Source organism: Caballeronia sp. dw_19, from assembly GCF_018449515.1.
In the GTDB taxonomy this organism is placed as follows: Bacteria; Pseudomonadota; Gammaproteobacteria; order Burkholderiales; family Burkholderiaceae; genus Caballeronia.
Genome location: NZ_JAAVUQ010000006.1, coordinates 134867 through 149279, shown reverse-complemented (window position 1 = coordinate 149279; position 14413 = coordinate 134867). Strand labels below are relative to the sequence as shown.

At 63.7% G+C, this 14413-nt stretch carries 12 protein-coding genes; 7 read left to right on the top strand and 5 right to left on the bottom strand.

All coding sequences use genetic code 11. From position 1 onward, the window contains the following. Positions 1-71 precede the first annotated feature (71 nt). Together HB376_RS10895 and HB376_RS10890 are read right to left on the bottom strand one after the other, a co-directional pair. Positions 72-1397, bottom strand: a complete 1326-nt coding sequence (locus tag HB376_RS10895) for an MFS transporter (protein ID WP_213763666.1) — start codon at positions 1395-1397, stop codon at positions 72-74. 223 nt (positions 1398-1620) lie between these two features. Beyond that, positions 1621-3336 carry an AMP-binding protein gene (locus HB376_RS10890; protein WP_346730474.1) on the bottom strand — a complete coding sequence of 572 codons (1716 nt, stop codon included), beginning with the start codon at positions 3334-3336 and terminating at the stop codon, positions 1621-1623. Between the two features lie 115 nt (positions 3337-3451). On the opposite strand from HB376_RS10890, the gene HB376_RS10885 reads away from it, so the two are divergent. The 4 genes from HB376_RS10885 to HB376_RS10870 all read left to right on the top strand — a co-directional run bounded on the left by HB376_RS10885 (position 3452) and on the right by HB376_RS10870 (position 7492). Then, complete coding sequence (locus HB376_RS10885) at positions 3452-4123, top strand: TetR family transcriptional regulator C-terminal domain-containing protein (RefSeq protein ID WP_213763665.1); 672 nt, start codon at positions 3452-3454, stop codon at positions 4121-4123. Beyond that, the gene (locus HB376_RS10880; protein WP_213763664.1) at positions 4116-5099 is read left to right on the top strand and encodes an MDR family oxidoreductase; all 984 of its coding nucleotides are present in this window, start codon (positions 4116-4118) and stop codon (positions 5097-5099) included. Before HB376_RS10885 ends, HB376_RS10880 begins: the two co-directional genes overlap by 8 nt. 2 nt (positions 5100-5101) lie before the next feature. Then, complete coding sequence (locus HB376_RS10875) at positions 5102-6268, top strand: acyl-CoA dehydrogenase family protein (protein WP_213763663.1); 1167 nt, start codon at positions 5102-5104, stop codon at positions 6266-6268. 81 nt (positions 6269-6349) lie between these two features. Then, a complete protein-coding gene (locus tag HB376_RS10870; protein ID WP_213763662.1) occupies positions 6350-7492 on the top strand; it encodes a mandelate racemase/muconate lactonizing enzyme family protein in 1143 nt (380 codons plus the stop codon). Here HB376_RS10870 and HB376_RS10865 read toward each other — a convergent pair. After that, the gene (locus tag HB376_RS10865) at positions 7483-8394 is read right to left on the bottom strand and encodes a LysR family transcriptional regulator (RefSeq protein WP_213763661.1); all 912 of its coding nucleotides are present in this window, start codon (positions 8392-8394) and stop codon (positions 7483-7485) included. The genes HB376_RS10870 and HB376_RS10865 overlap by 10 nt on opposite strands. A 183-nt stretch (positions 8395-8577) precedes the next feature. On the opposite strand from HB376_RS10865, the gene HB376_RS10860 reads away from it, so the two are divergent. Genes HB376_RS10860 through HB376_RS10850 form a run of 3 tightly spaced genes read left to right on the top strand, consistent with a single transcriptional unit; the run spans position 8578 to position 11757 of the window. Then, complete coding sequence (locus HB376_RS10860; RefSeq protein WP_213763660.1) at positions 8578-9561, top strand: hydroxymethylglutaryl-CoA lyase; 984 nt, start codon at positions 8578-8580, stop codon at positions 9559-9561. Between the two features lie 3 nt (positions 9562-9564). Next, positions 9565-10707 (top strand): CoA transferase, encoded by a 1143-nt coding sequence (locus HB376_RS10855; RefSeq protein WP_213763659.1) that lies wholly within the window; start codon positions 9565-9567, stop codon positions 10705-10707. Between the two features lie 30 nt (positions 10708-10737). Then, positions 10738-11757 (top strand): SMP-30/gluconolactonase/LRE family protein, encoded by a 1020-nt coding sequence (locus HB376_RS10850; protein WP_213763658.1) that lies wholly within the window; start codon positions 10738-10740, stop codon positions 11755-11757. On the opposite strand, the gene HB376_RS10845 is transcribed toward HB376_RS10850, so the two are convergent. After that, a complete protein-coding gene (locus HB376_RS10845) occupies positions 11754-12911 on the bottom strand; it encodes a porin (RefSeq protein ID WP_213763657.1) in 1158 nt (385 codons plus the stop codon). The genes HB376_RS10850 and HB376_RS10845 overlap by 4 nt on opposite strands. Positions 12912-13049: 138 nt before the next feature. Then, on the bottom strand, positions 13050-14339 hold the full coding sequence (locus HB376_RS10840) for an MFS transporter (RefSeq protein ID WP_213763656.1): 1290 nt from the start codon (positions 14337-14339) through the stop codon (positions 13050-13052). Positions 14340-14413 lie beyond the last annotated feature (74 nt).

Genomic DNA, 14413 nt, shown 5'->3' with positions numbered 1-14413 from the left:
CGGTTTATGCCAGGAGGATGGTTCTGGTCATTACCCGGAAGAAGGGCAAGACGGACGCGCCACGTACGCGATTAACTCTGCTTGGCTCGTCCGTCTGTGGCAAGACTGCTCTGTGTATCGGAGTGATGCAGACGCAAAGGGCGAACAGCGGAGACAAAGACGCCACCGAGAATGCCGACCGCACCGAGCACGCCAAAGGCCAGTGAAAAGTTGCCGGTCATCTGCTTGAGGCCTCCCACCAGCAGTGGCCCGATGAACCCTCCCGCCAGATTGCCGATCCCACCCGTGACGGCAATGGTCGGAATCGCGAGTTCGCGGGGAAAGATGTCCGTGATCAGGGCCGAGACGAGCGGCACGTTCATGAACAGAAAGAACCCGATCAGCGTGAAGACCACCATTTGCAAGAGAATCAGATGGGCGCCCAGACGGGAACCGACATAGAGCAGCACCCCGATCAGGATGAGCGGGATGGCCACGTGCAGCCGGCGCTCCTGGAAGCGATCCGAGCTATGGGTAATGAAAAGCAGGCCGAGCACGCTCGCGAGATAGGGCAGCGCATTGAGCCAGCCAATCATCTGCGGGCTCACATTCAGCGCGCTGGCCGCCTTGATGGCCGAAGGCAGCCACAGGCCGAATCCATAGGCGACCATGTTGGCCATCGAGTACGTTGCCATGAAGAGCCAGACCGCGGGCTGGCGAAGGACATCGCGCCAGCGTTTGGACAAGCCCGCGCCGGCAAAGGCGGCCTTTTCTTCGGCAAGCCCTTTTTCAAGGCCGGTGCGCTCGTGATCGGGCAACCAATGAGCGGTCTCGATGCCGCTTGGAATGGCTTTCCACCAGACGATCGCCCAGAGCCACGCCGGCAGGCCTTCGAGTACGAACATGGTGTGCCAGTTCGCGTGGGTGAGCACGAAGCCCGAGATCGGACCGGAGAGCAGCGCGCCGAAGGGGATGGCCAGGTTCCAGAAACCGAAGGCCCGGCCTCGCTCGGACTTGACGAACCACTGCGAGAGCAGCAGCGACATCGACGCCCATACGGGTCCCTCGGCCAGACCGAGCAGAAAGCGCGCAAGCGACAATTCATAGACATTGCGCACGAGGCCGGTGGACATCGAAAAGAAACCCCAGAGCAGCAGCGCGCCGAGGATCGTGCGCTTCGCCCCGAAGCGCGGCGCAAGCCAGCCTCCAGCAATGAAGCTGATCAGATAGCCCCAGAAGAATACCCCGGCGACAAAGCCCGCTTGCGAGGACGACAGATCGAGGTCATGCGACATGCTCGGCAGCGCCATGCCGATATTGACGCGATCGAAGTAGGCAATGGTGTAGAGCAGGAAGATGACGGGCATCAGGCGGCGCCAGCGTACCCAGCCGAGCGTATGGAAGGCGTGATCGGGCATCATCGTCCTCCTTGCCGGATCTGTGGCGACACCGTGCAGGGACCGCCACAGCAGCGGGGCGGCGCACCCGCCATGCCCGCCATGCCGACAGGAAATCGCGAAACTGTCATGAACGTCTCCATTGATATTGTCGGATCGCGCTCGCCGGCGCGATTGTCGGGTGCCTTGATCGACGGCTGACTGCTGACTGCAGACGATCGGCGGCGTGAAAACACACGGACCACTATTCCAGAAGCATCCTGCGCATGACCTTGCCGGAAGCAGTGGTGGGAAGCTCGCTGCGAAATTCAACCTGACGGGGCACCTTGTAGGCCGACATGTTCTCGCGGCTCCAGGCAATCAACTCGCTCTCGCTGACCGAGCCGGACGCCTCGCCCTTCAGGACCACCACAGCCCTCACCACTTCGCCGCGGTTCGCATCCGGCATGCCGACGACCGCCGCCTGGCGCACCATTGGATGCCGGACCAGAATGGCTTCCACGTCTTCAGGAAAGACGCTGTAGCCCGAAACCTTGATCATTTCCTTCGTTCTACCAAGCAAGGTAAGGTAACCGTCCTCATCGAGCTTGCCGATGTCGCCGGTATGCAGCCAGCCGTCGCGCAAGGTTTCGGCGGTTTTCCCCGGCTGCTTCCAGTAGCCGTGAAAGTTGCCCGGGCTGCGCAGGACGATTTCACCGTGCTCGCCCACGGGAAGATCGCGTCCGTCAAACGCGTCGACGATCCTGCATTCCACGCCGGGAAGCGGGCGGCCGTTGGTTCCCCAGCGCACCGTGCCCGGCAGCGTGATGACATCGCCCGTATGGGTTTCGGAGAGACCGTAGCCCGCTTCTGTCGCCATGCAGCCCGTGAAGGCTTGCCAGCGCAGCGAGAGCGCTTGCGTCATGCGGATACCGAAACTCGACGCGCTCGTCACTTGCAGCGACGAAAGGTCGAAGCGCCCGGCGTCGGGCGCATCCATGAGCGCCACGAGCATCGGCGCGATTGCTTTCCAGTAGGTCACCTTGTGCCGCGCGATGGACTCGAGGGTCGAGACCGCGTCGAAGCGGTAGTGAAGGACCGAGGTCGCGCCGCTGAAGAGCGGGATGTCCAGGCCATAGAGCATCCCCGAGATGTGATAAAGGGGAGGGACGGCCAGGTGCACGCCGTTCGCGTCGAGACCACTCAGCTTCGTGATGCCGCTGGTCTTGAACCAGGCGTTGCCGTAACTCAGCATCGCCCCCTTGGGCCGGCCCGACGTGCCCGAGGTGTAGATGAGCAAGGCAATGTCATCCATGTGAAGCCGAGGGCGCGGTGGCGGGTCCGTGCAGCGCGCCATCTCCGCGAGCAGGTCGCTAGTCCCCGGCGCGACCACGCGGGAATGGCGGATCTCCTGCGGCACGGCGTAGGTGGGATGCGCCGGCAACATGTCCTGATAGTGGACCAGCAGTACGCTTCGCAAGGCCGTTTCGTGCCGGACCTGCTCGACGACCGGATAAAGCGTATCCGCGGCGATGACGACGCGCGCACCCAGATCGCCAAGCTGATACGCCAGTTCGTGACGCTTGAACAGCGGACTGCACGGGCTGACGATCGCGCCCAGTTTCTGGATGCCGAGGAATGCGACCACGAATTGCGGGCAGTTCTGCATGAACAGGACGACGGGCTCGCCTTGCTTCACACCTTCGCGGGCCAGAACCGCCGCGCATGCGTCGCTCGATTGATCGAGCTCCGCGTACGTGATTTCGCGTCCGTACCAGACCAGCGCCACCTTGCCGGGTGCGCGCCGCGCGTGCTCTCGCACCTGCTCGTGCAAAGGCGTGGGCATCCCGTGAAGAGGAAGGGAAAACGGCGCAACGCTTTGTGTCATGGGTGACCCGACGCCAATCCGATCGACGATGTACTGACCCGGCGCCGCCTGCGTCACTGTGTCAGCCAGGCGGCGATTCGCTGCAAAGCTCAATGAAATGGACCTCGGCCTCGCGATTCAAAAAAAGAATAGACCAGTCTGTTCAAAAATACAATAATGTTAACCGACGACCCAACGCAACGACCCAACGGACCCGCCAGCCTATCTGATGAGTACTCGACACAAACCCACCGAAGACACCGAACACGTCGCGCCGCCTGCGCGAATCGACCGAAAGACGCGTGCGTCGGCGCGTACCGACACGCGCATGGCGCTGATCCGATGCGGCACGCAGATGTGCACGGAACGCGGCTTCCAGGTAACGAGCATCGACGAACTGCTGCGGCTGGTCGGCGTTCCGAAAGGGTCGTTCTATCACTTCTTTCGCAACAAGCATGAGTTCGGCGAAGCCGTCATAGAGAACTATGCGGCGTATTTCCAGCGCAAGCTGGATCGGCTGCTGAGCGATTCGTCCCGTTCGCCCTTGCAGCGAATGGGCGATTTCGTCGACGAGGCCGTGCGCGGCATGGAGCGCTTCGGCTTTCAGCGCGGCTGTCTGGTGGGCAATCTCGGACAGGAACTCGGCGGTTTGAATGACAGTTTCAGGCATCAATTGGAAGCCGTTCTGCTTGCCTGGCAGCATCGCACCGCCGACTGTTTCCGCGAGGCAATCGCATGCAACGAACTGTCCCCTGATCAGGATTCCGAAGCATTGGCGCAATTTTTCTGGATCGGCTGGGAAGGCGCGATCTTGCGTGCGAAGCTGACGCGCGATGCCGGACCGATGCGGCTGTTCGCCAATATGTTCTTCATGACGCTAGCGAGGAAGCACGATGTTTAAAGCACTGCTGCTTGAGCAGGACGGCACGGATACCCGCGCACGCGTGGCCTCCGTGGATGAAGCGCTGTTGATGCCGGGTGACGTGACGGTCGCCGTGGAATATTCCACGCTCAACTACAAGGACGCACTGGCCATCACCGGGCGCGGTCCGGTCGTCAGGCGCTGGCCCATGATTCCGGGTATCGATTTCGCCGGCGTGGTCGAGTCGAGCGAGCATCCGCGTTTTCATGCGGGCGATAAAGTCTTGTTGAATGGGTGGGGCGTCGGGGAAAATCATTGGGGCGGTCTCGCGCAAAAGGCGCGCGTCCCGGGCGATTTCCTGATCGCGTTACCGGCGTCCATAAGCGCGCGCGACGCCATGGCGATCGGCACCGCCGGCTATACCGCGATGCTGTGCGTGCAGGCTCTTGAGCGCGCCGGGATCGCGCCGGATCAGGGCGAGGTGCTCGTCACCGGCGCCAACGGCGGTGTCGGCAGTTTTGCCGTGGCAATACTCGCGGGGCTGGGCTATCGCGTGATCGCATCGACGGGCCGCGCGGAACATGCCGAGCGCTTGCGGGCGCTCGGCGCGGCGGAGATCATCGATCGGCAGACGCTTTCGGAGGCCGGCAAGCCTTTGCAGAAGGAGCGCTGGATCGGCGCGATCGACAGTGTCGGCAGCCATACGCTCGCCAATGTGTGCGCGGGTACCCGATACGGCGGCGCCGTGGCGGCCTGCGGTCTCGCGCAAGGAATGGACTTCCCGTCGACGGTCGCGCCGTTCATCCTGCGCGGCGTCACGCTGGCGGGTATCGACAGTGTCAAGGCGCCGATCGAGAAACGTCTGTCCGCGTGGGAGCGGCTGTCCAGGGCGATCGATCCGAAGATGATCGCGGCGATTGCCACCGAGATTACGCTTGCAGAAGCCATCCCGACCGCGAGCGCCTTGCTCGACGGCAAGGTCGAAGGGCGCGTCATAGTCAATCCGGACATCTGAAGATGACACCGACCGAACAGTTCGATTCCGCGCTGCCCGCGGCCGAGCGGGCGTTCATCGAACGATGCCGCCGCTTCGCCGAAATATCGATCGGGCCGCATGCCCGGCAATGGGAATACGCGCGTTCCTCGCCGCGCGATGCCTTGCGGGCTGCCTGCGTCGAAGGCTTCGCCGCCGTCGAACTGGAACGGGAATCAGGCGGCCTGGGCCTGCTGTATTCGGCGAAGATGCGCATGGCGGAGGAGTTCAGCAAGCACGATCTCGCCTTCACCTTCGCGTTGATGCAGCAGCACAACGTGATCGTCAGGCTGGCGGAATCGGCCGCACCGGAGGTCGCGCAACGGCTCGTCGCGCCGATGCTCGAAGGAGAACTGATCGGTTGCACGGCCATGACCGAACCGGGCGCGGGCAGCGACTTCGCCGCCATTGCGACCCGCGCGCGCAAGGTTCCGGGCGGCTGGCGGCTCGATGGCGAGAAAGCGTGGATATCGAATGCATCGGTGGCGGATGTCTGCCTGACTTATGCGCAGACGGACGCCTCTCTCGGCAAGGACGGGATTGCGTGCTTTGTCGTGGAAGCCGCCCGTGACGGCTTCACGCGGCTGCCCGCTTATGAGTTGCACGGCTGCCACGCCATTGGCGTGGGCGGCTTTACGCTTGCCGACTGCTTCGTTCCGGACGACACGCTGCTCTATCCGCCCGGCCAGGGATTCAAGGCGGCGATGCAGGCAGTGAATCGCGCGCGCGTGCATGTCGCGGCGATGAACGCGGGCATGCTCGACGCCTCGCTTGCCACCGCGCTGCGCTATGGCGCCGAACACCAGGCGTTCCGGCAGCCCTTGCTGGATTTCCAGGGCTTGCGCTGGTCCCTCGTCGATGTGGCGACGGACCTTGAAGCCCTGCGCTTGCTGACGTATCGCGGTGCCCGGCTGATCGATGCGGGCGCCGACGCGCAGGAAGCCGCCGCGATGGCCAAGAAATTCGGCAATGACTGTGCGTCGCGCGGCATTGCCGCGTGCGTCCAGGCGATGGGCGCGAACGGCCTGCTCGCCGGGATTCCGCTTTCACGGCATCTCGCCGCGGCGAAGCTGCTGTGCTACACCGACGGGTCGACCGAGATGATGAATGAACGTATCGGCCACCTGCTTCGCAAGCGCGCAACGCAATGAACGGCTTTCCCGGCTGCCCGGCCTTGCACCTGTCGTGCATGCCGGGCGCCGGTCCATCATGCTTTCATCGGGGCTGCCACCATGAAGATCGTCGAGGTTCGTTCGTTTCCCATTTCCTTTCCTGTTCCTGCCGACAAGTCCGTGACGCTGAGCCTCGGCCGCACCGTCAAGCGCGATGCCGTGCTGGTGCGCGTGGAGACTGACGAAGGGATCGTGGGCTGGGGTGAAGCGCATCACGGCCGATGTCCGGGGGCGGTAAGCCGTGTCGTCGATACGACCTTGCGCGATCTGGTGCTCGGCAAGGATGCGTTCGACGTGGTCGGTATCTGGGCCTACGTCTACAAGATGCAGTTGGCCAGTCACGGCGTGGGCGCTGCCGCGAGCATGGCGTTGAGCGGCCTGGATTGCGCGCTGTGGGATATCCGTGCGCAGGCGGCCGGATGGCCGTTGTATCGCCTGCTCGGCGGCGCCAACAAGCCGATCAAGGCTTACGCGGGCGGCATTTCGCTGGGCTGGCAACCTGCGGACATGCTCGCGGACGAAGCGCTCGGGCTTGTCGGGATCGGCTATCGTGCGCTCAAGCTGCGCATGGGCGACACGCCGGCGCGGGACATAGAACGGGTCCAGGCGGTGCGTCGCGCGGTGGGGCCGGACGTCGATATCCTGGTGGACGCCAATACCGCGTACACGGTCGAGGACGTGAGGAAGGTCATGCCGGCCTTCGAGGAAGCGGCCATTGGCTGGCTCGAAGAACCGTTTCCGCCCCACGACCGCCGCTCGTATGCGCAAGGCGCGGCGCTCGGCCGGGTACCGTTTGCTGCCGGCGAAAATCATTTCACGCGGTTCGACTTCAACACGCTGCTCGATGACCGCGTGGTGCGTTTCGTTCAACCGGACTTATCGAAGACCGGCGGCGTGACGGAAGGCATGCGCATCGCGGCGATGGCCAGCGCGCAAAAAATCTCGGTCAACCCGCATACGTCCACCACCGCGCCGAACATGGCGACCTCGATCCACTTCCTGTGCGCGATCGAACAGCCGGGTTATTTCGAAGCCGATGTCACCGTGCTCAATCCGTTCCGCGACCATCTGACGAACCGGCCGCCTTACGAACTCGACGCGCAGGGATGCGTCAGCGCTTATGACGACGTGAGCGTGGGTATCGTGATAAACGAAGCGTTCGTGAAGGAACATCCGCTGATCGACGGCCCCTGCTATGTCTGAGCGCCCGGCGCCGAGGCGAGACGCCCGAGGTGCTCGACCAGCGCGCGGGCGGCGGACGGCAGGCTATCCAGGTCCCTGATCATGATGCAGATCATCGGATGCGCCCACGGGTCGGTGAGCGGAATGAACCGCAGGTTGTGCATCCTGCCGTAGGTCGTTTCCAGGAATGACGGTACGACGCCGATGCCCAATCCCAGTCCGATCATGTTGCAGACGCTGTCGAATCCCCGCACCCGGATGCGCGTCTTCTTGGCCGCTGAACTTTGCCGGGCCGCATAGTCCAGCAGTTGCGACAAGGCGCTGGCCTGATTTTGTTCGACTTGCTCGTATTTCAGCGTCTCGGCGTAGCGGACATCCTTGCGTCTTGCCAGCGGGTGTTTCGCGGGCACGGCAACCGCGAGGTCATAGCGCTTGTACGGGATCAGGCGCAAGCCTGCATGGCCGAAGAAATCGGGGCCGAGGCCAATATCGGCGCGACCCTCGGCCACGTCGCGCACGATGAACGGCGTCTCGTGCTCTTCGAGGTCGATCTTGACGCCCGCATGCTGCTTGACGAACTTCTGTATCTGCGAGGGCAGGCCGGCCGCGAGCGCCGATGCGCTGATACGCACGCGAATGTGGCCGCGCACGCCCTGGGCGTACTCGGACATCTCTGTCTGCATATGGTCGAGCGCCTGGACGACCATGCGGGCGTGGTGTGCCATTGCTTCCCCGGCAGGCGTGAGCCGGATGCCGTGCTGGCCCCGCTCGACGAGCGCCACGCCCGTCATCGACTCCAGTTGCGAAAGCCGTTTGCTCACCGCCGAGGCGACAATGTGTTCGCGGGCGGCGGCCTTCGCGATACTGCCTTCCTCGGCGATCGCCACGAAGAGCCGGGCGGAGGTGGTATCCAGTCTGCGCATAGGTGAGCCATCTCATTCGGAGAGGGGGGGAGCCTTCAATCGTCGCTTGGCGGTTTGCGCGCGTCGCGGCGATCATACGTGTCGGCCCGGGGCTGCCGAAGCAGGTAACCGATTGTCTCACCAACGGTCTCAACAATGCCCTCACCAACGCCCCGTCATTACGACAGCCTGGAGATCCACACGATGAACCCGTCCAACGCCGAGCCGCAACCCCATCACGACGATCGATTCGTCGAAGTCACTGAAGTCGGCACGCGCGACGGATTGCAGATCGAACCGGTCGTGATCCCGGCCGCCCGCAAGATCGGCTTGATCAACGACATGATCGCCGCAGGCATCGGCAGCATCGAGGTGACGTCGTTCGTTTCGCCCAAGGCCGTGCCGCAGTTGGCCGACGCGGAGGAGGTGATCGACGGCATCACGCGCGCTCCCCATACGCGCCTGCTGGCGCTGGTGCCGAACCTGCGGGCGGCCGAACGCGCCGTCGAGACCTCGCTCGACGGCGCGGTACTCGTGTGTTCCGCATCAAACACGCACAACCGCAAGAACCTCAACCGCAGCGTGGACGAGACGCTCGCCGGTGTCCCCTCGGTCGTCGCCCGGCTCGCTGAAGGCAACCGCCGCGAGCGTCGCATCGACGTGATCGGTGCGGTCGCGACGGCGTTTGGCTGCCCGTTCGAAGGCGACATCGCGGTGGACGACGTGCTGAAGATAGCCCGGGCGTATGTCGAGGCCGGCGCCAGCCAGGTGACGCTCAGCGACACGACCGGGATGGCGACGCCGGCCAACATCCGCACGCTGGTGCGCGCGGTGCGCGCCGCGTTGCCCGGCACGCCGCTCGCACTGCATCTGCACAACACGCGGGGCGTGGGGCTGGCGAACGTGCTCGTCGGGCTGGAAGAGGGCATCCGCCGCTTCGATTCGTCGGTCGGCGGCCTGGGCGGCTGTCCGTTCGCAGCGGGCGCAACCGGCAACATCTGCACCGAGGACCTGCTGTTCCTCCTGGAAGGCAGCGGCTACGAGACCGGGGTGGACCTGGAAGCGGCCATTGCCGTGGCGCACAAGATGGAAAAGTTGCTCGGCAAGCGCCTGGTGGGGCAAGTCATGCGCGCCGGTCCACGCCTGCGCCTGCATGACGCAGGCACTGTCGCCACGGCCGCGGGCTGAGTGATGACGCGACCCTTGTCCGGCGTCCGGGTTGTCGACCTGACGCGCATCCTGTCGGGCCCCTTCTGCACGATGCTGCTTGGCGACATGGGCGCCGACGTGGTGAAGATCGAGGCGCCGCGCAACCCTGATCCGATTCGCACCCAGGGCACGATCGTCAACGGACTGAGCACGTACTTCGCGGCGTTCAATCGCAACAAGCGGTCGATGACCGTCGATCTGCGCACTGAAGAAGGCAAGCTGCGGATGGCCGCGCTGCTGGCGCGCGCGGATGTGCTCGTCGAAAACTTCCGGCCCGGCGTGCTCGCGGCAATGGGATTTTCCGCCGAGCGGCTGGACGAGATCAACCCGCGGCTGATCGTGGCCAGCATCAACGGCTACGGTTCGAGCGGACCTTATGCTCAACGCCCCGCTTTCGACTTCGTCACGCAGGCCATGAGCGGCTTCATGAGTCTGAACGGCGACGAAGGCGGCAAGCAGTTTCGCGCCGGCATTCCAGTGACGGACCTCGTCGCTGGGCTCTACGCGGCGTTCGGGATCGTCAACGCATTGCGCGCGCGGGACCAGACCGGCCGCGGGCAGCGCGTCGAAGCGGCGATGATGGACTCGATCATGAGCCTCTTCGCCTGGTATGCCTCCGATCATCTCGCGACCGGCGAGACGCCGCGCAGAACGGGCAATGATCATCCCATCACCGCGCCATATGGCATGTTCAACGGCAGCGACGGTGATATCGCCGTGGCCTTGAGCACGGAAGCGGTGCTCGACCGTTTCCTTGAAGTCGTGGGTCTCAGCGACCTGCGCGCCGACCCGCGCTTTCGCACGAATACCCTGCGCATGCACAACCGCGATCAGCTCAACGCTATTGTCAACGAACGCATTGGTTCGGATACCCAGGCGAACTGGGTTCATCGGCTGAACGCGGCGGGCGTGCCCTGCGGTCTCGTGCAGAGCCTGCCCGAAGCGTTCCACGATCCGCAGACACTGCATCGCGAGATGGTGATCGAAGTCGATCACCCGGGACACGGCCCGGTTCGCATGCTCGGTTTTCCGGTCAAACTCTCCGATACCCCCTGCACCGTGCGCTATCCGGCGCCAAGGCACGGCGAGCACACGCAGGAAATAATTTCGGAGTGGGAAATATAACGGCCGCTATCGAACACGGGAAAATAAACGATGTCTTATCCACTGGATCCGGGCTTCTCCCTCGACTTCACCGATTTGCGGATTGTCGCGCGGGGCCTGACACGCCCCGAATGCGTGCTGGCGCTATCCGATGGCACGCTCGTCGCAGCGCATGGAGGCGCCGGCTATTCGCTGATTGACGCGCACGGCCGCGTCGAGCACACGCTGATACGGCAGCCCGCCCCGCGCGCCTATCTGCCCAACGGTATCGCGGTGGCGCCGGACGGCCGGGTTCTCTTCGCCGATCTCGGCAAGGACGTTGGCGGTATTTTCGCGATCGATGCCGCCGGCAATGTCGAAGCGATCCTCGACTCGCTCGACGGGCAGCCGCTGCCGCCGAGCAACTTCGTTCTGGTCGATGGCGAACAGCGGCTCTGGTTCACCGTCAGCACCCGCAAACGGCCGCGTACCGACGCATGGAATCATCGTGTGGCGGATGGCTTTATCGGTGTCGTGGATGCGCGCGGGGCCCGCATCGTCGCGGATGGCATCGGCTATACAAACGAAATCGCCTTCTCTCCCGATGGCCAGTGGCTCTACGTCAACGAAACCTATAACCAGCGCGTCAGCCGGTTTTCACTGCAACCCGGCGCCGTGCTGGGCGCCAAGGAAGTCATGGCCGAGTTCGATGGCGCGGATCTGCCCGATGGCCTGACCTTCGACGCCCACGGCGGCGCGTGGATCACGTGTATTGGCAGTAACCGGCTCGTGGTCCTGCGCCCGGATGGGAACATGCAGACGGTGCTGTCGGATACGGATACCGCCTATGCAGAGGGGCTGGCGCGCAAGCTGCGCGAGGGCGCGCTTGCGCAGGAGGACATGAAGACTGCGGGACATTCCCGCCTTGGGAATATTTCCAGCCTTGCGTTCGGCGGTCCGCAACGGCGCACCGCCTATCTTGGTTGCCTGCTCGATGATTGCATACGCGCCTTCGAGAGCCCGGTGCCGGGCCTGGCTCCGGCCCACTGGCAAAGGCGCGTACGGTCGCAGCCAGGCGGACGACTGGCCTAGAACCTGTGCCGCATGCCCACGGTGACGCCCAGCTGCCGGTTGTTGTTCGACGCCGTGGACATGCCGAAGATATCGGCGCCGATCTTCAGCCCGTCTTCGCTCACCTGTTGTACCTCGGTCTGGATATAGACGTCGGTACGCTTGGACAGCAGGTAGGAGGTCTGGAGGCTGACCTGGTTCCACTTCGGATTGCGCCCGTTGAGTTTGCCGTCCGTGTAGGTATAAGCACCGGAAACCGACCAGGCCGGCGTGAACATGTATCGGACATTGGCTTCGTAGTTGTTAAAGCGTGCGTTGTCCCCGTTCAGGCTGAGTCCGCCGCTCACCCCGGATGAACTGGCAAGGATTGCGAATGGATTGTCGAGCAAGGTCTGCGTGAACACCAGGCCGAGCGTAAGCTGGCCGAGCGTATAGTTGGCGCCGGCGCCCCAGGTGCGCTGGCGCGAGGCGGTAAAGGTATTGTCCGAAACAATCGCGCCATTGCTGTTGCTGATCTGCTGCACGCCGCCGGTGAGCGCAACGGTATTGTTGAATTGCAGGTAGGACGCCACGAGATTCAGGCCGCCGTAGATATACGACGTGGCGAAACTGTAGGCGCGGTTGTTGGCAAAGTCCCCGGCCGCGTTCGAGAAGCCGTACATGCCGCTCACGAGCAAGCCGTGGAAGCGCGGGCTCGTGTATTTGACGGAATTGTCCACCCGTAGCGATCCATTGAGGTTGTCGTTGTCGAACGGATGGGCGAACTGCGTGCCGCCCGCGATGGTCCCGGTCAGCGAAAGCGGCCCGAGATAGTCGAAGATGCTGGTGTACTGCCTGCCGAATGTGGCTGAACCGTATTGGTTGCTCGCGAGGCCCACGAATGCCTGCCTGCCGAATTCGCGGCCGCCCTGCGCAAGCGTGCCGGTCGGCAAGGTGAAGCCGCTTTCCAGAGTCAGGATGGCGCTCAAGCCGCCGCCGAGGTCTTCGACTCCGCGCAGTCCCCACCGGTCGCCCTGGATCTGACTGGTCGTTTCCTGGATGTTGTGGTGGCCGTTCTGATTGGTGGTGTAGGTCAGGCCGGCATCGAGCAGGCCATACAGCGTCACGCTGCTTTGCGCATGAGACGTCTGCGCGCACAGGCCGAGAATGGCGGCCAGACAGGCAACAGTTTTCACTCTTCACTCCTTTGGGTTGGAATCGTATGGGCAGCCGGATGCCGGCCGTCAAGAAAACGCGGCATCGCATGGACGAAGGGGAAAGCAATCGCGGTGCAAGGTCCGTTATTCCGGACCTCGCGCCGTGGACAACGAGTTCTAGTGCGTCACGACAGTGTCCGCCGAAGCCTCGTACTCCTGATAATTCGGCTTGGCGATGATGTAGACCACCATCGCCGCCGCTGCGAACAGGGCGTAGCCGAGAATGTAGAAGCTATTGGAGAGGTTGCCGCCCCGGGCAAAGAAGCCGACCACGAGAGGGCCGACCACGCCGCCGCAGCTCGCGAACACGTTGATCAGCGCGACCGACGGCGCGGCCTGGTTGCGTGGCACCTTGCTCAGCACCCAGGCCCACCACGTCCCGCCGGGCGAATACAGTCCGGCGCCCGCAATGCAGAACATCACCATCGAGAACGGCAGGCCGCCGTCCACATAGTGCTGGGTGAGCAGCGCGACACCCGAGACGATCAACGGCAACGCGACAAACCAGCCGCGCGAGATGGTCGACGGCCGATCCGAGAGCCATGAGTTGAGGAACATCGAGATGGCGCCGAATAACGGCGGCAGGGCGGTCAGCCAGCCCACGGCCTGGAAGCCACTGACGAAATGCTGCTTGATGAGGCTGGGCATCCAGAGGCCGAAGCTGAAGATCACCATGATCCAGCAGAGCGCAGCAAAGGACAGCAGCCATACGGTCGGGCGCAGCAATACGCCTGAGAACGTACCGTCCGCGCCCACGCCGGCGAGACGCCGCTGGACAATGAAGTCCCGCTCGGCAGGGCTGATCCAGCGGTCCTTCGCCGGATCATCCGAGACGAAGAACCAGACCAGCAGAGCCATCGCAACGGCGGGGATGCCTTGCAGGATGAACATGGTCTTCCAGTGAAAGACATCGATCATCCAGCCGGCAAGCGGCGCCATCACGACCGAAGACAAGGGCAGTGCGTATTGCGCGAAGGCAATCCCGCGCGCGCGTTCGCGAGCCGGGAACCAGCGCACGAAAATGACCGCGAACGATGGCCAGATCACGCCCTCGGCCAGTCCCATCACCACCCGTACCGCCAGCAAGGCCGGAAGACTGTGAACCAGGCCCGTGAGGCAGGCGGCTACACCGGTGATCGTCATGGCCACCGCGATCACGCGGCTGGGGCCGATCCTGCTCGCGAGCCATCCGCCGGGAATCTGCGTGACCAGGTATCCCCAGAAGAACGCCGACAGCAGCGCGCCGGTGATCGTGGTGCCCAGTTGCAGGTCATGCGCCATCTGCGGCGCCGCCACGCCGATGTTCGAGCGGTCGGCAAAGGCGATCAGATAGCTGATGAACACCAGCAAGCCGATGCGCTTCCATCTCGTTTTCCCGATTTTCGCTCCGTCGTCCCGAATCTGCATCTTTGTCTCCTGAATTTTGCGGTTAGCAAATGTCTTTGTTTTCAGTGCGGGCATTCAACACTTCCAGCGCTTCC